The 21,532-nt window shown below is 43.0% G+C and carries 19 protein-coding genes; 5 read left to right on the forward strand and 14 right to left on the reverse strand.

Annotated elements, in window-relative coordinates:
* The first annotated feature begins 197 nt into the window (after window positions 1-197).
* Window positions 198-623 carry a VOC family protein gene (locus FTU38_RS00965; protein WP_180105599.1) on the forward strand — a complete coding sequence of 142 codons (426 nt, stop codon included), beginning with the start codon at window positions 198-200 and terminating at the stop codon, window positions 621-623.
* On the opposite strand, the gene FTU38_RS00970 is transcribed toward FTU38_RS00965, so the two are convergent.
* Entirely contained in the window at window positions 620-1,879 is a 1,260-nt protein-coding gene (locus FTU38_RS00970; RefSeq protein ID WP_180105600.1) for a dicarboxylate/amino acid:cation symporter, read from the reverse strand. The two genes, FTU38_RS00965 and FTU38_RS00970, sit on opposite strands and share 4 nt — an antisense overlap.
* Before the next feature lie 247 nt (window positions 1,880-2,126).
* Window positions 2,127-2,999: an acyl-CoA thioesterase II gene (locus tag FTU38_RS00975; RefSeq protein ID WP_180110387.1), complete on the reverse strand. Its 873-nt coding sequence runs from the start codon at window positions 2,997-2,999 to the stop codon at window positions 2,127-2,129.
* Window positions 3,000-3,286: 287 nt separating this feature from the next.
* On the opposite strand from FTU38_RS00975, the gene plsB reads away from it, so the two are divergent.
* The gene (plsB, locus tag FTU38_RS00980) at window positions 3,287-5,860 is read left to right on the forward strand and encodes a glycerol-3-phosphate 1-O-acyltransferase PlsB (protein ID WP_168379111.1); all 2,574 of its coding nucleotides are present in this window, start codon (window positions 3,287-3,289) and stop codon (window positions 5,858-5,860) included.
* Window positions 5,861-5,946: 86 nt separating this feature from the next.
* Here plsB and FTU38_RS00985 read toward each other — a convergent pair whose 3' ends face one another.
* Both FTU38_RS00985 and FTU38_RS00990 read right to left on the reverse strand, forming a co-directional pair.
* A complete protein-coding gene (locus FTU38_RS00985) occupies window positions 5,947-6,543 on the reverse strand; it encodes a class I SAM-dependent methyltransferase (RefSeq protein WP_180110388.1) in 597 nt (198 codons plus the stop codon).
* Between the two features lie 150 nt (window positions 6,544-6,693).
* Window positions 6,694-7,473, reverse strand: a complete 780-nt coding sequence (locus FTU38_RS00990; protein ID WP_180110389.1) for an NAD-dependent epimerase/dehydratase family protein — start codon at window positions 7,471-7,473, stop codon at window positions 6,694-6,696.
* A gap of 59 nt (window positions 7,474-7,532) precedes the next feature.
* Here FTU38_RS00990 and recG point away from each other — a divergent pair, with 59 nt between their 5' ends.
* Both recG and FTU38_RS01000 read left to right on the forward strand, forming a co-directional pair.
* Window positions 7,533-9,578 (forward strand): ATP-dependent DNA helicase RecG, encoded by a 2,046-nt coding sequence (recG, locus tag FTU38_RS00995; protein ID WP_078189293.1) that lies wholly within the window; start codon window positions 7,533-7,535, stop codon window positions 9,576-9,578.
* A gap of 146 nt (window positions 9,579-9,724) precedes the next feature.
* Window positions 9,725-10,357 (forward strand): ComF family protein, encoded by a 633-nt coding sequence (locus tag FTU38_RS01000; protein WP_180110390.1) that lies wholly within the window; start codon window positions 9,725-9,727, stop codon window positions 10,355-10,357.
* A gap of 43 nt (window positions 10,358-10,400) precedes the next feature.
* On the opposite strand, the gene FTU38_RS01005 is transcribed toward FTU38_RS01000, so the two are convergent.
* Both FTU38_RS01005 and FTU38_RS01010 read right to left on the reverse strand, forming a co-directional pair.
* Window positions 10,401-10,808, reverse strand: coding sequence for an NUDIX domain-containing protein (locus tag FTU38_RS01005; protein ID WP_180110391.1), 408 nt, complete (start codon window positions 10,806-10,808; stop codon window positions 10,401-10,403).
* Window positions 10,808-11,413 carry a TIGR00730 family Rossman fold protein gene (locus FTU38_RS01010; protein WP_180026064.1) on the reverse strand — a complete coding sequence of 202 codons (606 nt, stop codon included), beginning with the start codon at window positions 11,411-11,413 and terminating at the stop codon, window positions 10,808-10,810. The genes FTU38_RS01005 and FTU38_RS01010 overlap by 1 nt, the downstream gene beginning before the upstream one ends.
* Before the next feature lie 155 nt (window positions 11,414-11,568).
* Here FTU38_RS01010 and FTU38_RS01015 point away from each other — a divergent pair, with 155 nt between their 5' ends.
* The gene (locus tag FTU38_RS01015; protein ID WP_078189297.1) at window positions 11,569-12,582 is read left to right on the forward strand and encodes a CorA family divalent cation transporter; all 1,014 of its coding nucleotides are present in this window, start codon (window positions 11,569-11,571) and stop codon (window positions 12,580-12,582) included.
* Window positions 12,583-12,660: 78 nt separating this feature from the next.
* Here the strand turns inward: FTU38_RS01015 and FTU38_RS01020 are convergent, their stop codons facing one another.
* From FTU38_RS01020 to dxs, 8 genes are all read right to left on the reverse strand, one after another.
* Window positions 12,661-12,948, reverse strand: coding sequence for an STAS domain-containing protein (locus FTU38_RS01020; protein ID WP_180110392.1), 288 nt, complete (start codon window positions 12,946-12,948; stop codon window positions 12,661-12,663).
* Between the two features lie 12 nt (window positions 12,949-12,960).
* Complete coding sequence (locus FTU38_RS01025; RefSeq protein WP_078189299.1) at window positions 12,961-13,596, reverse strand: phospholipid-binding protein MlaC; 636 nt, start codon at window positions 13,594-13,596, stop codon at window positions 12,961-12,963.
* Between the two features lie 17 nt (window positions 13,597-13,613).
* Window positions 13,614-14,294: an outer membrane lipid asymmetry maintenance protein MlaD gene (locus tag FTU38_RS01030; protein WP_078189300.1), complete on the reverse strand. Its 681-nt coding sequence runs from the start codon at window positions 14,292-14,294 to the stop codon at window positions 13,614-13,616.
* Window positions 14,294-15,073: a lipid asymmetry maintenance ABC transporter permease subunit MlaE gene (gene mlaE / locus FTU38_RS01035; protein WP_180110393.1), complete on the reverse strand. Its 780-nt coding sequence runs from the start codon at window positions 15,071-15,073 to the stop codon at window positions 14,294-14,296. The genes FTU38_RS01030 and mlaE overlap by 1 nt, the downstream gene beginning before the upstream one ends.
* A complete protein-coding gene (locus FTU38_RS01040; protein ID WP_218945413.1) occupies window positions 15,070-15,888 on the reverse strand; it encodes an ABC transporter ATP-binding protein in 819 nt (272 codons plus the stop codon). The genes mlaE and FTU38_RS01040 overlap by 4 nt, the downstream gene beginning before the upstream one ends.
* Window positions 15,889-16,295: 407 nt before the next feature.
* Window positions 16,296-18,077: a DEAD/DEAH box helicase gene (locus FTU38_RS01045; RefSeq protein WP_180110394.1), complete on the reverse strand. Its 1,782-nt coding sequence runs from the start codon at window positions 18,075-18,077 to the stop codon at window positions 16,296-16,298.
* 457 nt (window positions 18,078-18,534) lie between these two features.
* Complete coding sequence (locus FTU38_RS01050; RefSeq protein ID WP_078189303.1) at window positions 18,535-19,365, reverse strand: inositol monophosphatase family protein; 831 nt, start codon at window positions 19,363-19,365, stop codon at window positions 18,535-18,537.
* A gap of 112 nt (window positions 19,366-19,477) precedes the next feature.
* Entirely contained in the window at window positions 19,478-21,388 is a 1,911-nt protein-coding gene (gene dxs, locus FTU38_RS01055; protein WP_180110395.1) for a 1-deoxy-D-xylulose-5-phosphate synthase, read from the reverse strand.
* Window positions 21,389-21,532: the final 144 nt, after the last annotated feature.

Genomic DNA, 21,532 nt, shown 5'->3' on the forward strand with positions numbered 1-21,532 from the left:
AGCAGGGTTCGCCCTGCTTTTTTTGTACCCACATCCATTACGCTCAATTTTTTATTGAGCAATCAACACACTCAAGATGGATAAGGTCATAAGTTCAAGGTTTAAAGTACAGGTATTCCGAGTTCCCTATTCTCTTTAAAATGCATTTATACTCAGTCTCATCCTAAAATAAAAATACACCGTTCAGGAGCATCTCCATGCACGCTCACATCTCCGTTATTACACTGGCCGTGAAAGATTTACACGCTGCATTCGCGTTTTATCAGGAGGGTTTAGGTCTAAATAGCGCAGGGATTATTGGGACTGAATTTGAACATGGTGCTGTGGCATTTTTTGATTTACAACACGGTTTAAAGCTCGCACTCTGGCCGCAAGATAGCCTGAGTCATGACACCGGAATCAGTACATCAGCGTTTTGTCCAACTCAAATGTCTCTTGGACATAACGTCAACAGTACCGCAGCCGTCGATCAAATCATGCAACAAGCCCAACGCGCAGGTGCAAAAACAATTAAGCCCGCACAGCCCACGTTTTACGGTGGTTATGCAGGCTATTTTCAAGACTTAGATGGGCATCTGTGGGAGATCGTCTACAACCCACATTTTAGCTGTCTATCTGCTTAATTCGACAACGCTGGTTCATCTACATCTCGCGTATGACGATCCACCACCACACTAATCATCATATCACCCTGTACGTTCACCACAGTCCGTACCGTATCCAATAGACGATCGATCGGCAGCAATATCGCAATGGCTTCTGCAGGAAGCCCAACCGATTGTAAAACCATAATCATTGTCACCATTCCAGCACTTGGAATGCCCGGTGCGCCGAGTGACGCAATCATGGCGGTTGCACAGACAATTAACTGCTGACCCAAGGTTAAATCTAAGCCCATCAAGTTAGCAATAAATAACGCAGCAGCAGCTTCATACAACGCTGTACCATCCATATTTAACTGTGTGCCCAATGGAATCACAAAACCTGCTGTTTGAGGACGTACGCCTAAATTTTCCTGCGCACATTTCATCGACAGTGGCATCGTTGCTGAACTTGAACTGGTTGCAAAAGCAGTGATTAAGGCAGCTCGTGTTCCTCTAAAAAATGCCAGTGGACTCATTTTCCCAAAAATCCAAAGCAACAGAGGTAACACCACTGCCCCATGGAAAATCGTGGTCCCTGTGACTACGGCAGCAAACTCCGCGAGGCGACTCAACACCGAAATATCTTCGGTAGCAATCAATTTAGCCAATAATGCAAAAATACCAATCGGTGCAAGCTTCATCACCCAACCGATGATCATCATCATGATGTCAAAAAATTGCTGACTGAGCTTTCTCACACTTCGAAATTTTTCACCGCCTTTGACCAAGGCCACACCTAAAAATAGGGAAAACACCACGACAGCGAGTACATTGCCATCACTAAAGGCTTTAAACGGATTGATCAGTGTATTTTGAATAAAATTGGTAAAGAATGAACCTGCTGTGAGGGTGTCAGGACTCTGATGTTGTTGTATTGCATCTTGGAACATGACGATGTCCACGCCCTGCCCAACTTTAAAAATATGCGCACATGCTAGACCCAAGATCAGTGCCAAAGCCGTGGTGGTGACACAGCAAGCTAAGGTAATTTTCCACGTACGACTCAGCTGACCACCCGCTTGTAAATTCGATACCCCCACCACAATCGAACTAAAGATCAGCGGAACCAAGATCATTTTCAGCAAGCCAATAAAAATACTACTGGCAATCCCCAGGCCATACAGGCTGGCGGATAAAAACTGCGTCTCTGGAAACTGAATTAATAAAAAGCCAAATGCCACACCCAATATTGCGGCAATTAAAATCTGCGTATTTAAGCTCATTGTGCCTTGCATTTATCATCCTTTATTCAGGCACTATGCCATGCGCCCCACTGGGAATCGAGGAATTTTTTGTCACATATACTGCTACAATTCTGCAAAGCATGTATTCAACCCAATTCAATTTGTACTGCACCCCAATTAGATAACTCGAATCCGTGAGTAGATTCATACTAAAAATTGACGGCATAAAAAAACCGAATCAGGAGATTCGGTTTTTTCAATATTCAGCTTTTACGACTTAACACATAGTGCTCAAAGCTTATTGGGTTTCAATTTCGCGTAAACGAATCAAGCCTTCTTGTGTCGTACTACAGACCAACTCACCGTTTTGCCACATGCGACCGAAATTTAGACCACGTGAACTGGCACTGACTGTGGCATCCATGTCATAAAGCATCCACTCATCCACACGGAATGGCTTATGGAAATACATGGCATGATCAATACTCGCACACTGCAAACTTGGTGATAAATAACTTAAACCATGTGGGCGTAGTGCAGTCGTCATCAATGTAAAATCTGAATAGAATGCTGCAATGGCCTGATGTAAAGAGATGTCATCAACGTCAGCAGCAATTTTGTCATGGGTACGAATATAGTGTGCATACGATGGCGCAGCAGGCTGCGGTTGGTACGGGTTTTGCGGATCAATCGGGCGAATTTCCACATGGCGGTCGCGCATAAACGATGCACGGACGTTTTCAGGGATAAACTCCACCATCATTCGTTTTAGCTCAGCTTCAGATTTTAAATCTTCCACGGCTGGATATTCTGGCTCTGCAACTTGGTAGTTCAACCCTTCTTCTTGCTCTGCAAATGACACCATACACATGAAAATGGTTTTACCATGTTGAATCGCACGAACCTGACGACTCACAAAACTGCGTCCATCGCGAATACGATCTACTTCATAAATGATCGGTGCATTGATATCACCACCAAATAAGAAATAGGCATGTAAGGAATGAGCAGGTCGATCTGTTGTATAAGATGCCGCACGGAGCGCCTGACCTAAAACCTGTCCACCAAAGACACGCTTCCCGACCAAATTTCGGCTTTGCCCACGAAAAATATTTTCTTCTAATTTTTCAAGACTGAGTAAATCAACCAACTCTTGTGTTAAGGCATTCATAACAAACCTATCTATCATTCGGGATTAAGCTAACGCAGGCAACATCAACAGATGTTTAAATATATTTTCCATTTTGCCATAAATCCAGACTAAAACCCTAGAGATTCGCTGACTGATCTGTCACCTTGCTGATGCAATATAACTGCTAAAAATACGTTTTTTAACGATAAAATCTTACAATATCTATGCAATTTGTCAGAAAATGACATACAGTTTTTAAGTACAATTACGCAGAATAGATTCCCCTCAGAATCTCTGTGGTTTGGTCATGAAAAGTAGGAGTTTGTATGTCCAAGAGCGGCTTTGGTCAGATGTATCGAAAGCTTTCGAGTAAACTGCTTGACCTTGTGGTAACACCGCATGTTTTAGGTGAAGTCCCTGTAGAACCTGTAGTGACTGAAACCGATACAGATACCGGCGTACAGACAACGAAAATTACCTGCTACGTTCTGCAAAATCATTCACGGAGTAATGCTTTAATTGTCGATGGTGAAACCCGTCGTTTAAAGCTACACCCTGCACTCGACCCAATGACTGTGGGTACGCAAACAGAAAAAGCCTCTGTGGTGTTTTTACAACATCATGATGAAGACAACTTACTCAATCCACCGCCACATGCCTTTCCACCTCGTTTATTGCGTTTAATTGAGGTTTTGGAAAAAAATCCTGATGCGGATGTTGAGCTCGTTCCTGTAACCGTGCTGTGGGGCCGTGAACCCGATAAAGAAGATTCTTGGTTTAAATTATTATTTACCGATACATGGTCTACACCAAGCAAAGTGAAGCAGTTGGTCAATATTGGTTTGCACGGTCGTCAATCCTACCTTGAATTCCATGAGCCACAGTCTTTGCGTCGTTTGGTTGAATATGCCAAAACTACACATCCAAACTTGTCACCTGCGACTTATATTGTCAGCACACTGAATGATTATTTAGATGCACAGCGTGAAGTAGTTTTGGGGCCGGATTTATCTGATCGTCGTAATGTGATGCACGGCCTGATCAAATCTACGGATGTGCAAGATGCGATTCGTCGTGAAAGCATTCGCAGTAAAATCAGTATGGTTGAAGCTGAACGTCGTGCGATTGGTTATTTAAATGAAATCGTTTCTGACTATTCAGCCTCAACGGTTCGTTTTGCTGACTTAGCCCTGACTCGTCTATGGACACAGCTTTATGATGGCGTCGAAGTGCATAACTTCAGTACCGTTCGTGAACTAGCCAAAGACTATGAGATCATTTACACCCCATGTCATCGTAGTCATATCGACTATTTATTATTGTCATATGTGATCTATAAACGTGGCTTGATGGTGCCGTACATTGCTGCGGGCGATAACTTAAACATGCCATTTGTCGGGCAAATTTTACGTGGCGGCGGCGCGTTCTTTATTCGTCGCTCATTCCGTGGCAATGGTCTCTACACCACCGTATTTAAAGAATACCTCTACAGTATTTTGGCGCGTAATACGCCGCTGGAATACTTCATCGAAGGTGGGCGTTCACGTACTGGTCGTTTATTACCACCGAAGACCGGCATGCTCGCCATGACTGTCCATGGTCATTTACGTAATCCAGCCAAACCGATCGTGTTCTTACCGACCTATATCGGCTATGAGCGTTTAATGGAAGGTGCGACCTACGTTGGCGAAATGAATGGTAAGCCGAAAGAAGGCGAATCGATCATTGGGATTATGAAAACTCTGCGTAAGATCGAACGTATTTTCGGTAAAGTGCATTTGAACTTTGGTGAGCCGGTTTTCCTTGATGATATGTTGAAACAGCATAATGCAAGCAACATCAAAATCGAGAAAAATGACGACCCAATTCCGCCAGAAGTTTCGGATGCCATTAACAGTTCTGCACACGTGATTTTAGAAAATATTAACCGTGCAGCAGTGGTGAACCCGGTTTCATTGCTTTCACTGATTTTATTGGCGACATCTAAACATACTTTAGATGAAGAGATTTGCATTAAGCAGTTAGATACCTATCGCGATCTTTTAAATGCCTTACCTTACGATGAACGCATGCAAGTGACACCGCTATCGGGTAAAGAAATCATTGCTTATGGCTTGAAACTCAAGCTGATTAAACGTGTTAATCATGTCCTTGGCGATATTATTGCCATTGCTGATAATCAAGCGGTGCTGTTAACCTACTTCCGTAACAACATCCTGCACGCATTTATTTTGCCATCACTCATTGCCGCTTTGGTTGAACATAATGGTTCTATTCGCCGTGGTGATTTGATTAATGTCATTCGTACACTCTATCCATTCTTAAAAGCTGAGTTATTCCTCAAGTGGAATGATGAAGAGCTTAAAGATCAGATCTGTGCGTATGCAGAAGTACTGATCAAAGCCAAGCTAATTTCTGAAGATGCAGAAGGCAACCTGATCTCCCCTGCGCCTAACTCAGAGCAGCACAATCAGTTAGTGGTCTTAGCTGCACCTGTGATGCAAAGTCTTGAGCGTTACTACATGACTTTGGCTTTAATCACACAACGTGGTTCAGGCAATATCTCGACGCGTCAGGTTGAAGAACTCAGTCACTTGGTTGGTCAACGTCTATCTGTGTTGTATGAATTTAACTCGCCAGAGTTCTTTGATAAGGCATTGTTCCAAAGCTTTATTAAAGTCTTAACCCAACAAGGTTATATCAGTACCAATGAAAACAACGCCATTGTGTTTGATGAAAATTTCCAAAATGTTGCGCAATATGCCAACCTCGTTTTGGATGATGTGACACTGCAAATGTTGCAACACATTACGACCTTTAGTGATGAAGAGTTAAAAGAAGCACTTGATAAAGTGGCTGCTGAACAAGCCAAAAAACGCTTGAAACGTAAGAAGAAATAAACCGTTCTGATTTTTTCGCCATAAAAGCGGAAGAAGATGAGCAAAATCAGGGACAAGTTGTAAAAAGCTTGTCTCTTTTTTTTGGACTATACAAAAGTATTTAATATTTTCTTTTTTAAAATTAAAGTATGTATATTCCAAAATTTTGGAGTTCCATTGGCTAGTGGTTTATTGCCTTTAAATTCATCGATATAAATAATATCAAAGTCCGCATCAAACAATTGTTTAAGTTCTTCCTGTTCAAAACCTATAAATTTTTCAGAAAAATTATTTACCCAATCATCATCTTTTCCTAACAGTTGTATGAGTAAGATGCCTTGCTCACCTAAGGATTCCTGCATTTTCTTTAAAACACTTTCAAGCGAATCCCTAGAACAAAAAAATAAACTGAATAAAGCAATAATTAAACTAGCTTCAGGAAAGCTATAGTCTTCAAAGGCCTGATTAGAAAATAAAAAATTCTTATTGTCTTTAAATTTACTTAGACAGATATTTTTAGCTTCAACAGTTGGATCAAATGCATATACTTTAAAATTATGACGGAGTAGAAATGATGATTCATTTCCTGCACCACAACCACAATCAATAGAGATCTTTGGTAAATTCTCAAAATAACTCAAAGCTTTTTCCAAAATCGGTCTATGGGGTAAATTCTGAGTAAGTTCAGCAAATGATTTTGTCATTATTTAAATTTTATCCTTTGAGATCCATTCGAAAATTTGAACAATACATGTTGTAAAAGACCTATCTTATTCATTTATAGAATTTCTTTTTACACTCACAAAGCCGCACTGAATTTTATACGTCACGTCAATTTTACATACACATCAAAATCAATTGTGCGCTAACTTAAAACCACTCTCCATCATCCACGTTGCATAAATCTTTTTCCCTGTTTCTGCTTCGCTCTCTAAAACCAATTCGGGTAAATGCATAGCTCTTTGCAATTCTAAGATTCGCTCATGCAAAGGTTGAGGTTGGTTATTAGTACAAATATATGATTTTTCAGGATGTTCCACGTGGAGTAGATGACACAGAAAATTTGCCAAATCTTCGATATGTATTCGATTGGACCAATGGATATTGGGATAGCGATTAGTCGTTTCTGCTAGTTTACGCATTCGCGCTGTCGATGTGCCATAAATCCCAGATGGACGTACGATCACGCATTCAGTAGGAAATGCTAGTGAGTAGTGATGCTCCATTTCAAGTAACAACATCCCCTGCTCATCGATCGGTTGTGGCACAGTGTCATCATCAATGTGCTCCCCCGCATGCTCACCATAGACACGAGTGGACGACACCACGATTAAACGTTGTATTGGATGACTTGCTAATGCTTGAACAATCGGCTGTACAGAATCGACATAAGTGTATCGATAAGCATCCACAGCATTGAATTGAGCATGACGTGCAGGAGCCAAAAGAACATAGACAGCATCAATCGGTTGAACCTGCGATAAATCCAGTTGGTGAATATCCTGGATTAAATGTTCTGTAAAATCATCCTCTTTTACACTACGACTCACTGTGGTAATTTGGTGACCTTGCTGAAATAATTGTTTAGCAACACGTTGCGATGTTTTACCATAACCGATAAATAGAATATGCATCAAACGACCTATTCTCAGAACTGATCCATTTAGATCATATAAACCGAAGTTGAGGGGACATGGCTGCCGTCCATCAATTGCAAGGGGTTGGCAATGCCGCCGCTGCTTTACTTGAAAAACTAAATATTTTCACGACAGATGATCTTTTGTTTCATCTGCCACGCGACTATGAAGATCGTAGCACGATCATCCCCATGAACCAATTGACCGTGGGTCGAAGTTATTTACTGGAAGGTACAGTCAAAAGTATCGACTTCCCACCCGGTAAGCGTAAATCGATGGCCGCCCTTTTGGATGACGATTGTGGCAAAGTCACTTTACGTTTTTACCATATCTACAAAGGCATTACTGATCGGGTAAAACCGGGAAATCGTTTACGGATTTTTGGTGAAGTCCGTGTTGGTGCTCGTGGCTTAGAAATGTATCATCCTGAACTACAGGTGATTACTGAACACACGCCTTTACCTCAAACCCAACTCACTGCGATTTACCCTGCAACTGAAGGCTTAACACAGCCCAAACTGCGTGAATACGTCAAACAAGCACTACAGTTATATAGTGATGACTTACCTGAATTATTGCCAGAAAAATTCACCAATGGCTATGCCCTAAAACAAGCACTGGACTATATTCATCACCCCCCTGTCGATGCCAATATGTTGCAACTCAGCCAAGGTTCTCATCCTGCACAGCAACGTTTAATTTTCGAAGAATTGGTTGCCCATCAGGTCAGTTTGCTCAGCCGCCGTGCTTATATTCAACAAATCGAAGCACCGTCATTCTCTGCAAGTAAGAACTTCACCAAACAGCTTTTAAGTACACTACCGTTTGAAATGACCGGCGCACAAAAACGCGTGTCCAAAGAAATTGCGGTCGATCTGAAAAAGAACAAACCTATGCTACGACTCGTACAAGGCGATGTAGGTGCAGGTAAAACCTTGGTTGCAGGCGTTGCAGCCTGTCATGCGCTTGAGGAAGGTTGGCAAGTGGCCATGATGGCGCCGACAGAAATTTTGGCCGAACAACATTATCTAAATTTCAAAAAATGGTTTGAGCCTATGGGACTGACCGTGTCTTGGCTTTCCGGCAAACAAAAAGGTAAGGCTCGAGCTGCGGCAGAACAAAGTATTCAAGATGGTTCAGCCAATTTAGTGGTCGGCACGCATGCTTTATTTCAGGACAATGTTCAATTTGCCAAATTGGGTTTAGTGATTATTGATGAACAACACCGTTTTGGTGTCGATCAGCGTTTGGCGCTACGAAACAAAGGTCTCAATGGCATGACACCGCATCAACTGGTGATGACAGCAACCCCTATTCCTCGTACCTTGGCGATGTCGGCTTATGGCGACTTAGACACCTCTGTCATTGATGAACTACCACCCGGTCGTACACCGATTCAAACGGTCACCATTCCACTGGATCGTCGTGAAGAAGTGCTACAGCGGATTGCCAGCAATTGTGCTGAAGGCAAACAAGCCTATTGGGTCTGTACCCTAGTGGAACAATCCGAAACCTTAGATGCTCAAGCCGCTGAAGCAACTTTTAATGAAATTAAAGAACGCTTCCCAGACCTCAATATTGGTCTGGTTCACGGCAAAATGAAGGCCGATGAAAAGCAAGCAGTGATGCAGCAATTTAAAAATAATGAATTGCAATTACTAATTGCAACCACCGTCATTGAAGTCGGTGTTGACGTCCCGAACGCCTCAATCATGGTGATTGAAAATGCAGAACGCCTAGGGCTTTCACAACTACATCAGCTACGTGGTCGTGTAGGGCGTGGTGCCAAAGCCAGTTTCTGTGCCTTGCTGTATAAAAATCCCTTGTCGCAAAATGGGCAAGAGCGTTTACGCATTATGCGCGAGACCAATGACGGCTTTATTATTGCTGAAAAAGATTTGGAAATTCGCGGCCCCGGTGAGCTCCTCGGCACTAAACAAACGGGCGATATGGGCTTTCGTGTAGCAAAATTAGAGCGAGATGACCATTTACTCAATCAGGCTCACTATGTGGCTCAACAAGTCCTGAATGACTATCCTGCACAGGCTCAAGCGCTTTTAAAACGATGGCTGCCGGAAGCTCCTCGATACGCCTATGTATAATAATTATTAGGATGACAGATCGATCATCCTAATTATACAGATTGGCTTGAACCAATAAGCTTGTCGAACAGGTTGCTGTGGTGTTGTGATTGCACTTCACCACGAACTGTGCAAAATACTCAAAAAAGAATGATTAGAATAAAAACATGCTCCAATCTATCCAACACTTCATCCAAAAAGGAATACAGAGCGTTTCCCCTTGCCTGCTCTGCGGTATCGATCGACAACAACATCATTCGCTTTGTACCGACTGCTGGGCACAACTGCCTTGGTTTAAACAAGCGGTTGATCGCCATGAACACAGCATCTCTTGTGCCTTTTACTATGATTTCCCTATAGATCGCATCATTCAAAACTATAAGTATGAGCAACAATTGCACTATCAAAATTTACTGGCACAGAGCCTTTTAAGCTTGCGCTTAGCTAGGGTTCAAGCCATCGTGCCCATGCCTATTTCAGTTGAACGCCTTAAAGACCGTGGATACAACCAAATGCTGCTCGTTGCACACATGATAGCAAAGCAATTGCGCATCCCTGTTTGGCAACCAGTGATTCGTCAAGCACAGCACGCTCAAAAAGGTTTAAGTCGGCTAGAACGCCTAGAAAATATCGAACAGCAATTTATTATCGACCCAACTGAAAAACACCGTTTCCGTAAAGTCCTCATTATCGATGATGTGGTGACCACGGGGAGTTCAATCCATGCATTAAGTACGCTGTTACATCAGCTACATTGCACGCAGGTATATGCCGCATGCATTGCTGCGGCACAGCCTTAGTTTCAAACATCAACCTCTAAAGAAAATGAACAAGCGAAGCAGTTTAGCTTTCAGCAAGAGATCGCGCCTGCTGCTTCACCCAAGGAATCACCACCTCACGTGTTAAAGGTGCGAGTTTTGTTTGTTTATCATCTAAGCTGACCCATTGCATCGCTGCAATTTCCGCATCAATTTTCGGTTCACCTTGCAACTGAACCAGATAGACATAACTCACCAATAGATGATTGGCTTCGTTGGCAGCTGCCGTTTCAAAACGACCAATGAATTGCTCAATCTGCGCAGCGCAGCCTATTTCTTCCTGAATTTCACGTAGCATGGTAATTTCAGGGGCTTCATTGGGTTCCAACTTGCCACCCACTTGCATAAAGAATGCCGTGTGCTTTTTACGAACCACTAAGAGTTCATGCTGTTCATTTAAAATAATGGCTGCGGCAACGGTTATGGTTTTCATCAATCTTGTTCCAAATCCGCGATAAAGGCTGTACGTTCAACCATGCCCCATTTCGGCTCTGGCGCAGTGAAATGTTGAAATTTCTCAACAATCGTTTCAATATTATCTTCTGCAATTAAGCCTTCGATAAAACGCGGATGGGTAAAGCCTTTTTCTGCAGTTGTTTTCAGAAAATTCAATAAATCGTCATAAAAACCATCTACATTGAGAAAGGCACATGGCTTTAAATGAATGCCCAATTGAGCCCACGTCCACTGCTCAAAAATTTCCTCTAAGGTGCCTGCTCCACCTGGAATCGCCACAAAACCATCCGAGAGTTCAGACATTTTGGTTTTCCGTTGTTGCATATTTTCTACTACATGCAATTCGGTTAAATCTGGATGCGCCAATTCTTTATCGACCAGGACTTTTGGAATCACCCCAATGACTTGCCCGCCTGCACGCAAAGCACTATCTGCCACAACCCCCATCAAACCTGAACGACCACCACCATAGACCAGTGTGATGCCTTGTGCCGCCAAATGACGACCGACATTTTCAGCCACCTGTAAATAGGCAGGATTGTTACCAAGGGCGGAACCACAGAAAATTGCGATAGATTTCATTTATAATCACCATCAGATCAGGAACGCTATGCTGGAAAAATCAACTTTAAACAGATTTTTTCATAAATTAAGCATTAGAACAGTGTTTTTCAGCAAATCCTTGTCTAAAATACACCCATTCATTTTTAACTTACTGCGTAAGGGGAAAAGACAACATGCTTGAAGCCTTTTACGCCACAGAGCGCGGTAGCCTGGAAGATGTCACCATCAATGGTGACTTCGATTTACATCAGGATTTAGTCTGGCTCGATCTCATTGCCCCGTCTCAGGAAGAGCAGCAATGGATTATGGATGCCTATGATCAAAATTTACCTACATTAAAATCATTAGAAGATATTTCGTCGAGTGCACGATTCTACCGTGATGACGACGGTATTTTGCACATCAGCACCTATTTTTTAACGAAAAATAAAAATTTTCAGGTCGATGGCGAACCCGAAGAAAATGCCAGCACCTTAGCTACCGTGCAGACAGTTGCCTTTATTTTGCATAAAGAGCGCTTATTCACTTTACGGGGTGAAAAGCTGGTGGCTTTCCGTGCCTTTCGTGCCCGTGCGCGTCGTAATGACTATGAAATTGACTATAAAGATCCAACTTGGATTTTATTGGGTCTTTTAGAAGCCAAACTCGATGAGCTTGCGGATATCTTGGAAGATATCCACAAGGACTTAGAAAAGTATTCCACAGAAGTGCTGAATAACCGTCATCGTGAGATGATTTTAGACTTAGATGACATGATTACCCGACTTGCGCATTTAGAAGATATGCTCGGGAAAGCTCAGCTGTGTCTGATCGACTTACGTCGTGTTCTCACCTTCCTGTCACGTCCTCGGGCCTTGGGCAGTCATATTTATGATGCCGACATCCGAGAACTCAGTGAAGACGTGCGCTCTCTTGTTGAGCATGATGCTTTCTTGTTCCAAAAGGTTCGATTCTTACTGGATACCACCTCTGGGTTCATTAACACCGAACAGAATGATACGATTCGTCGATTCTCGATTTTACCAAGTATGCTTGCACCACCGATGTTAGTGGCTAGCGTCTATGGGATGAACACAGATGTACTGCCCTTCGCACATGGTACAACCAGTTTTATCGTGGTCAGCTTAATCATCGTGGCATTCTTTATTGGCCCATTGATGTACTTCCGCTGGAAGAAATGGATTTAATCCGTTCCTATTGCGTAGACTTGCGAGAACTTCTTATCGCACTGCAATAAAAAAAGCACCTTACGGTGCTTTTTTTATTTAGATCAATTGCAAGTCATGCTCAAGATGACAGGCTTGAATAATCTTCATCATTTTTTCAGGGACTGCTTTAAACTGCAAACCTTGCGCTTTTGGCGTTTGACGTAACCAACGGACCAAAACAGCTAAAGCCAAAGTACTGCCATGCTCAAGCTCAGCAAGATTGACCACTAAGGGAAAAGCTTGCTGTTGTTGAATCAACTTCAAGCCGTCTTGATAATACAATTCGGCATTGTTGTAATCGATTTTGCCTGAAACCATCAATTCTTGTTGATGAAATTTAATCACACATCACCTATCTTATTTTTTCTTGTCCAATGCTGCGTCAGCATCAGGTTTGAAGTTCGCAATTGCTTTATCAATGTTACCGCCATTACGTTTTACAGTTGCCGCAAACTGATTACGGAATTGTAAGCCTAGGTCGATACCCGAAACGTTGATATTACGGATTTTCCATTGTGAACCTTTATCCGCCAACTGGAAAGAGACTGGAATTTTTTCACCGTTGTTATGGAAATCAATCGTTACAACAGGGTTCTTACTGTTCGACGCTTTATATGGACGCATGCTATACGTTTGGTTACTAAACTTGGCAAAAGCTGAACCATAATTTTCGATCAGCGTTGCACGGAAGTTACGTTCAAACTGTGCACGTTGAGCCGCTGAGCTATATTGATTAGTGGCATACGTACCCATCACGATACGTGTGAACGCTTGTGAATCGATATACGGGTCTAAGTTTTGACGAACAATCGTTTTCACAGCCGCAGGGTTATTTTGTAGTTTTGCGTGGTCTGCTTTTAAACGTGTAATGAGGCCATCAGCCACTTTTTTTACAAATGCAGGTGGTGCTTCGCTTGGAGCAGCAAAAGCTGTACCTGCCATCATAGTTGATAAGATACTTGCTGTAAGCGTATGTTTTAACAATGTGTTCACTTAATTTCTCCTAAAAATTATTCAACAAATGCAGGTTCTTCTGCCGTTGTTGTGTCAGCAGCTTCTGTTTTTTGTTCAGCTTCTGCTGTGCTGTCAGATTTGTTCCCTGCACCACCGGTCACAAATTTAGACACCAAATCTTCGATTTCCATCGTACCTTGGGTATTACCAATTTGGTCACCACGTTTTAAGAAGTTGACACCACCACCCGGTACAATTTTCAAATATTTCTCGCCCAATAAACCATTGGTTGCGACCATAATGTAAGCATCTTCATCGATATTGGTGATGGATTTCATGTTAGCAATCAGTTGCTGTTCCATTTCTTTTTGTTTCGCAGGTGTTGCTGCTTCATAATCTGATGTGTAACGCAGTTCTTCGAGTGCATTCTTTTGCACTTCTTTTAATTGTTCTGCGTTATAAGAGGTTAATGAGCCATCCATAATCAGATGTGCTGTCACTAAGCGCGTCACAGGATCGAGTTTCAACGACTCCACTTGACCGACTTTGACACCGCTTAAGGTGACTTTGGCACGGGGTTTAATCCCGTTTACATTTTCAAATGTCGCGGTCAATTCATAACTGTCTTCGATGTTATTGCCGACCAAACCACTCACACGCATCGCCAAGAAGAAAATAGCGATAGCAAAAAGAATGACAAAAAAACCGACGGCCAGTTCACTCGTACGTGATTTCATTAAATACCTCCGAACATGACCGCAGTCAACACGAAATCTGATCCTAAAACACACAACGAAGAATACACGACAGTACGTGTGGTCGACGTTGCAATACCTTCTGAAGTTGGGACACAGGCATAACCCTGATAGACCGCAATCCATGTACAAATTAATGCAAAAACAAAACTTTTGATGATGGTGCCATTAAAGACGTCTTTAAAGAATTGCACACTGTTCTCGATGCCACTCCAATAAGAGCCTTCATCTGCACCCAGAAAATCAACACCCACCAATTTACCACCCATGATGCCGACCGCGGCAAAGATCACAGAGAGCATAGGTAAACTAAAAACACCTGCCCATAAGCGCGGTGAAATCACACGTTTTAGTGGATCAACACCAATCATTTCCATACTGGACAATTGCTCAGTGGCTTTCATTAAGCCAATTTCTGCTGTTAATGCAGAACCTGCACGACCAGCAAATAGTAAAGCTGCAACTACAGGTGCAAGTTCACGCAGTAAGGTCAATGCAACTGCAGTACCCAACATTGCCTCACTACCAAAGGTCGACAGAATGCTGTACATCTGCAAACCGAGTACAGAACCAATAAATAAGCCTGACACGACAATAATCAACAGCGACAGCACACCGACACGGTACATCTGGTATATGAATAAACGTACACCCAACCATGTTGGCATCGAAAATAGAATTTGTAGTAGCATAATCGTTGCTACGCCAATTCCTTGAACACGTTCAATAACGCGTCTACCTAATGCGGCAATAGCATTCATGAACGAACCTCATGATTTAAATAGGGCTGATGACTGAATTGATAATCGACCGGACCTTCTACCGAACCCGTCAAGAACTGCTTCACAAAAGGCGAAGCATGTGCTTTTAACTGCTCAGGTGTTCCCTCGCCCTGCACTTTCCCTTCAGCCACAACATAGATGTAATCTGCAATTGATAATGTTTCAGCCACATCATGCGAAACAATAATCGTGGTTAGATCTAAAGCTTCACGTAGCGAACGAATCAAGCGAGTTAAAACCCCCATCACAATCGGGTCTTGCCCTGCAAAGGGTTCGTCATACATGATCAGCTCAGGATCGAGTGCAATTGCACGGGCCAAAGCCACACGACGATTCATACCACCTGAAAGTTCAGAGGGCATCATTTTTTCTGCACCACGTAAACCAACAGACTCTAATTTCAACGCAACAATTTCAGCGATCAAATGCTTTGGCAACTTGGTATGCGCACGAATTGGAAAGGCTACGTTTTCATATACCGACATATCGGTAAATAATGCGCCGCTCTGAAACAGCATCCCCATACGCGCACGCGCAGCGAAGAGTTCCTGACGTGACATCTGTGCAATGTCCTGCCCATCAAGCAACACTTCTCCATTATCGGGAGTCAATTGACCACCAATTAAACGGAGTAAAGTCGTTTTACCTGTACCAGATGGACCCATAATTGCAGTGATCTGACCACGACGAATTTTTAAACTGACATTGTCATAAATGACGCGCTCTCCTCGCTTAAAACTCAGGTTTTTCACTTCGATCAGTGCCTGAGTCTGAGAAGACGTTTGATTATTCATAGCTGAGGATTTTCCTGCATTTTTTTCAGCATGCATACTATAAAGGATTGAAGTTTAAAATGTTACCATTGCATGAGCGCATATCCCTGCATTCCATCAGGTAAATTGTTTTTTATTATTAATGCGATTTTATAGAGGCTGCTTTCAACCCAATAGAAGAATTTAGTTAAAATAATTGTATATATAGTAAACGATATTACACAATAAGAGTGTCAAACCGATATAAGGCATAAGTACCTCGATCATCACTGTACGCATATTTGCCAACGCGTTTCCGTTCATATTAATTATCATTAAACACATAAAGTTTGATCAAGTATACATTTTTCTGATTAAAAAGCTAATTTAAATCCATAAAAAAAACCGGTGTTTCCACCGGTTTTTTCGATATTTCTTTCGAAATTCAATTAGTCATTGAATTTACGACGTGGACGGTCTTCACCGAAAGTGCGTTCGCCACGTGGTTTATCATCACCGAAACGTTTTGGACGGTCATCGCCGAAACGTTTTGGACGATCTTCACCAAATGAACGTTGAGGACGGTCACCGTTGAATTCACGACGTGGACGATCTTCACCAAATGAACGTTTTGGACGATCGCCATAACCTTCACGAGCTGGTTTATAATCTACACGGTTACCACGGTTGTCATCGTTAGAACGACGGTCAAAACCACCTTCACGACGTGGACGATCGCTGTTAAATTCGCGACGTGGACGATCTTCAAAACCGCCTTCACGACGTGGACGATCGTTGTTAAATTCGCGACGTGGACGATCGTTGTTAAATTCGCGACGTGGACGATCTTCGAAACCGCCTTCACGACGTGGACGATCGTTGTTGTATTCGCGACGTGGACGATCTTCGCCACCGAATGAACGACGTTCGCCATCACGGTTGCCTTCACGACGTTTGAAGTTTGATTCACCTTCAAAACGACGACCGCCACCGAAACCACCACGACCACCGCGACCGCCATCACGACGACCACGACCGCCATCACGGCTACCACGTGCAGGAGGTGGAGATGGCTCAAGACCTTCAATTTCAGATACATTTAAACGTGCATCTAAGAAGTCTTCTAAAGCACGGATTTTACCGCGTTCACGGTAAGTCGCTAAAGTAATCGCGTTACCAGTACGGCCCGCACGACCTGTACGACCGATACGGTGTACATAGTCTTCGTTCTTCATTGGAAGACCGAAGTTAATTACGTGAGAAATAGTTGGTACGTCTAGACCACGTGCAGCAACGTCAGTCGCAACTAAGATTTTTGCACGACCTTCACGAATGCTACGTAAACGACGGTTACGTACAGTTTGTGGCATTGCACCGTGAAGAGCAACAACTGAGTGACCTGCTTCTGCAAGTTCTTCGGCCAACATATCTGTATCTTCTTGAGTAGATGCGAATACAACTGCTTGATCTACAGACTCATCAGATAACCAGTGAGTCAAAAGTTTTTTCTTATGTTCGAAACCGTCAGTCCAGTGAAGAGTCTGAGCAATGTCAGTATTTGTAGAGTGACCAGTTTCAATCGCAATACGCTGTGGATCATTCATCATGCGTTCTGCAAGTGTAATGATACGCGGCGCAAATGTTGCAGAGAACATTAATGTTTGTTTACGGTTAGCAGCCAAGTCGCTGATCGCTTCTAGGTCTTCAGAGAAACCTAAGTCAAGCATACGGTCAGCTTCGTCAACGATTAACGCATCAACGTTGTCTAATTTAATTTGACGACGGTTAACAAGGTCAAGTAAACGACCTGGAGTCGCTACGACAACTTGTGCACCTTTAAGCTGTTGGATTTGTTTACCGAAAGGCATACCACCCATGATTGCAGCAATACGAACACCTTTCATGTGGCGTACTAAAGCAATTGCGTCTTGGCTTACCTGTTGAGCCAATTCACGAGTAGGACAAAGTACAAGAATAGAAGGTGCAGTAACCGCTTTCATGCGATCTTTGAAAGACATCAATGTGTCTTGACCAGCTAATGCATTCACAGTTGGGAGTAAGAATGCAGCAGTTTTACCAGAACCAGTTTGGCTTGATACAAGAAGGTCTTTACCTTCTAATGCAGCTGGAATTGATTGTTCTTGCACTGGAGTCGGAGTAGTAAAACCTAGACCTTGTAATGCTAGTTGTAACGACTCATGTAAAGGAAAATCAGCAAAAGTTTTGCTCATAGAGTATTTCACCCCAAAAATGGGTGCTCCATTAAAAATATAAATTCAGATGGACATCGGCAAAAAGCGGCACAGCAAAAGACGCTGAAAATATAGAATCAGCGGCGATCCGAGAACGACGATGCGTATAACGCACACATGATTACAGCCGCAACCTGAAGGAATCGCTTAGCGATTGGGTGGGGCGCGAAATATCGTCCTCTCTTTGGACCGGAACGCGCATACACAATGATAGAAGAGAATGTTCAGGTAATGAACGAAATTTAGTGCGTGCGGGGATTATAGCAGAAAGTTTTTAAATGTCACCTGTTTTAGTCAACTTCAGAATATTTTTTGTAAGAAGCTTTAAATTATAGGTGTTTAAGCCATTATTTTTGACCGATTAGACAAAAATAAAGCCCTCATAAAGAGGGCTTTATTTCATTATTCTGTCAATAAACTCGAACTAAGCGTTCTATTATTTAGCAGCTTCACCCCAAGCTGGAACAACAGCTTGCATAAGCGGTTTAAGCATTTTCATAGAACATGCAAGTACTTGACCATTGTCCATTGAGTCGTTACCACCACGAGCATCAACCACAGTACCACCCGCTTCTTTCACAATAAGTTCACCCGCAGCGATGTCCCAAGGTTTCAAACCAAGTTCGAAATAACCATCGAAACGACCGGCAGCAACATATGCTAGATCAAGAGCAGCAGAACCTGAACGACGGTATTGAGCACCGGCTTCAGTCACATTTAACAATGAGTTGAAATGGTTTTTCGCATAAGAAACCACTTCGCCATTACGAATTTTACGATACGCATGACCCACTGAAAGGAAAGTGTTTTCTAAGCTGTCTTTTACATTTACACGAATACGACGTTGATTCATCATCGCACCGCGACCACGGCTTGCAGAGAACAACTCATCTTTCACAGGGTCATAAATAACACCGTGTTGAGTTACACCTTTATGTTGAACTGCAATAGAGATACAGAAATGTGGAACACCATTAACGAAGTTTAATGTGCCATCAAGTGGGTCGATGATCCAACACCAATCAGCGTCGTGACCTTTGCCTTCTTGAAGACCAAACTCTTCGCCTAGGAAACTGTGATTTTTATAGCTTTTACGTAGGGTATCGATAGTCAATTGTTCCAAATAACGGTCTACACGCGTTACTGGACCATCAATTCCTTTTTCTTCGACTTGTAGATCGAGTTTATGACGATTTTGATGCGCTTTTAAAAGCTCTTGACCAACTAATTGAGCCGCACGCGCAGCCATAACCACCATAGGTTCCATTGAACACCCACTACAAATTTGAAGATACTGATAAAGAATAATGCATAAAAGCCCTTATATCTTATCAAATATAAGGGCTTTTAGGGAAAAAATGTTTCTAAAAATTAGAAATTCAACAAACCACTGTTTGCTTATGTTTTAGCCAGCTCTGTGTCACTGAAGCGCCAATGCCTTCAGCATCCAGTCCAGCCTGATGCAACATTTGAGCATGTGTTGCTTGATGCATGAACTCGTCAGCCAAACCTAAATTCAGCACAGGCTTAACCACGCCTGCTTGGGCTAAATATTCATTTACTGCACTGCCCGCACCCGCCATGACTGCATGCTCTTCAACTGTCACAAACAGTTGCGTACTTGCTGCGATTTGATCGATCAACTGTGTATCTAATGGCTTCACGAAGCGCATATTAATCACACGTACAGCCACATCTAGCTTTGTCGCTAAAGCCTGTCCTGCCTCTAGTGCCGCTTGAACACGACTACCGAAAGCCAGAATAGAAATGGTGTCATCTTGCTGATCATTGAAGTTTGCAAGAATTTCACCACGGCCAATTTCAAGCTCGGTCATCTCTTGCTGAATCTCAACACCCAGTCCATTACCACGTGGGTAACGTACCGCCGCTGGGCCTTTATACAAATAAGCCGTATGCAACATTTGACGACATTCATTTTCGTCTTTCGGCGCCATGATCACCATGTTTGGCACGGTACGCATAAAGGCATAATCATATGCACCGGCATGCGTTGGGCCATCTTCACCAACCAAACCTGCACGGTCGATACCAAATGTCACATCAAGATTTTGCAAAGCGACGTCATGAATCAGTTGATCATAACCACGTTGTAAGAAGGTTGAATAGATTGCAACAACCGGTTTTACCCCTTCACAGGCCATCCCCGCAGCCAAAGTCACCGCATGTTGTTCTGCAATGGCAACATCAAAGAAACGCTCAGGAAACTGCTTGGCAAATTGCACCATGCCTGAACCTTCACACATCGCTGGGGTAATCGCCAATAAACGATCATCCTGTGCAGCTTCATCACATAACCACTGACCAAAAACATCTGAATATTTCGGTGCAGTTGCCACTGCAACGGGTGCATTCACTTTACTGATGGCATGGTATTTGATTTGATCTGCTTCGGCAGGTGCAAAGCCTTTACCTTTTTTGGTATAGACATGCACTAAACGTGGGCCTGTGCGTTTTTTTAAGGCTTCAAACACATGTGTTAATTGTTCAACATCGTGCCCATCAAAAGGACCAAAGTAGTTAAAGCCAATGGCTTTAAATAAGTTATCTGCAGCATCGGTCGCAGCACAATGTAGGCGTGAGTTATACGCCCATTCAGGATGCGGTTGAATATAGGCTTCGCCATTTTCAGAAATATTCACCGATTGACCACTTTCCCAAATCGCAGCCAAATGTTTGGCAAAACCACCGGTACTGCATGAGATCGACATATCATTGTCGTTCAATACCACCATGAGGTCAGCATTGTGTGCCACCGCATCGTTCATGGCTTCAAAAGCCATGCCCGCTGTCATCGCGCCATCACCCACGATTGCAACCACATGACAGGGATCTTGCTTGAAGCGACGTGCCAATGACATCCCAAGACCAGCAGAAATCGCAGTTGATGAATGGCCTACACCAAAGGTGTCAAATTCAGATTCTTCACGGGCAGGAAACGCTGCCAAACCATCTTTAGCACGAATCGTCACTAATTGTTCACGACGACCCGTTAAGGCTTTATGCGGGTAGGCTTGATGACCCACATCCCAAATCAGACGATCACGTGGTGTATCAAAACAATAATGTAATGCCACGGTTAATTCGATCACCCCAAGATTGGCACCAAAATGCCCACCACTTTGTCCGGCCGCATACAAAATAAATTGACGTAACTCATCCGCCACTTGCTCTAATTGGCTGCGCTCGAGTAAACGAAGTTGTTGAGGATGGTTAATCGTATCCAGCAACGGTGTTACAGGGCGTTGAAATGGTATTTCTTTATACAGCATAATGTGGCAAAGCCTTCTAAAGCCTGGCAAATTCCTAAGCTCGGTCTAAATGGGTAACTCGATCATATCGTCGAATTGTATCACCTTACAATCAGCCAAACTTGTAGCGATGTAATTTTTAGCAATGATCTCGTTGGGGAGATT

Origin of the sequence: Acinetobacter sp. YH12098 (assembly GCF_013419235.1) — a bacterium.
Taxonomy (GTDB): Bacteria; Pseudomonadota; Gammaproteobacteria; order Pseudomonadales; family Moraxellaceae; genus Acinetobacter; species Acinetobacter amyesii.

What these genes read in the sequence shown, in the direction of transcription:
- FTU38_RS00970 (WP_180105600.1), bottom strand. Translation starts at nt 1,879, where the DNA reads ATGCAAGGCACAATGAGCTTAAATACGCAGATTTTAATTGCCGCAATA.
- FTU38_RS01045 (WP_180110394.1), bottom strand. Translation starts at nt 18,077, where the DNA reads ATGAGCAAAACTTTTGCTGATTTTCCTTTACATGAGTCGTTACAACTA.
- FTU38_RS01005 (WP_180110391.1), bottom strand. Translation starts at nt 10,808, where the DNA reads ATGAAAACCATAACCGTTGCCGCAGCCATTATTTTAAATGAACAGCAT.
- FTU38_RS01050 (WP_078189303.1), bottom strand. Translation starts at nt 19,365, where the DNA reads ATGGAACCTATGGTGGTTATGGCTGCGCGTGCGGCTCAATTAGTTGGT.
- FTU38_RS00965 (WP_180105599.1), top strand. Translation starts at nt 198, where the DNA reads ATGCACGCTCACATCTCCGTTATTACACTGGCCGTGAAAGATTTACAC.
- mlaE (WP_180110393.1), bottom strand. Translation starts at nt 15,073, where the DNA reads ATGAATGCTATTGCCGCATTAGGTAGACGCGTTATTGAACGTGTTCAA.
- FTU38_RS01010 (WP_180026064.1), bottom strand. Translation starts at nt 11,413, where the DNA reads ATGAAATCTATCGCAATTTTCTGTGGTTCCGCCCTTGGTAACAATCCT.
- FTU38_RS00990 (WP_180110389.1), bottom strand. Translation starts at nt 7,473, where the DNA reads ATGCATATTCTATTTATCGGTTATGGTAAAACATCGCAACGTGTTGCT.
- plsB (WP_168379111.1), top strand. Translation starts at nt 3,287, where the DNA reads ATGTCCAAGAGCGGCTTTGGTCAGATGTATCGAAAGCTTTCGAGTAAA.
- FTU38_RS01030 (WP_078189300.1), bottom strand. Translation starts at nt 14,294, where the DNA reads ATGAAATCACGTACGAGTGAACTGGCCGTCGGTTTTTTTGTCATTCTT.
- FTU38_RS00975 (WP_180110387.1), bottom strand. Translation starts at nt 2,999, where the DNA reads ATGAATGCCTTAACACAAGAGTTGGTTGATTTACTCAGTCTTGAAAAA.
- recG (WP_078189293.1), top strand. Translation starts at nt 7,533, where the DNA reads ATGGCTGCCGTCCATCAATTGCAAGGGGTTGGCAATGCCGCCGCTGCT.
- FTU38_RS00985 (WP_180110388.1), bottom strand. Translation starts at nt 6,543, where the DNA reads ATGACAAAATCATTTGCTGAACTTACTCAGAATTTACCCCATAGACCG.
- dxs (WP_180110395.1), bottom strand. Translation starts at nt 21,388, where the DNA reads ATGCTGTATAAAGAAATACCATTTCAACGCCCTGTAACACCGTTGCTG.
- FTU38_RS01015 (WP_078189297.1), top strand. Translation starts at nt 11,569, where the DNA reads ATGCTTGAAGCCTTTTACGCCACAGAGCGCGGTAGCCTGGAAGATGTC.
- FTU38_RS01000 (WP_180110390.1), top strand. Translation starts at nt 9,725, where the DNA reads ATGCTCCAATCTATCCAACACTTCATCCAAAAAGGAATACAGAGCGTT.
- FTU38_RS01040 (WP_218945413.1), bottom strand. Translation starts at nt 15,888, where the DNA reads ATGAATAATCAAACGTCTTCTCAGACTCAGGCACTGATCGAAGTGAAA.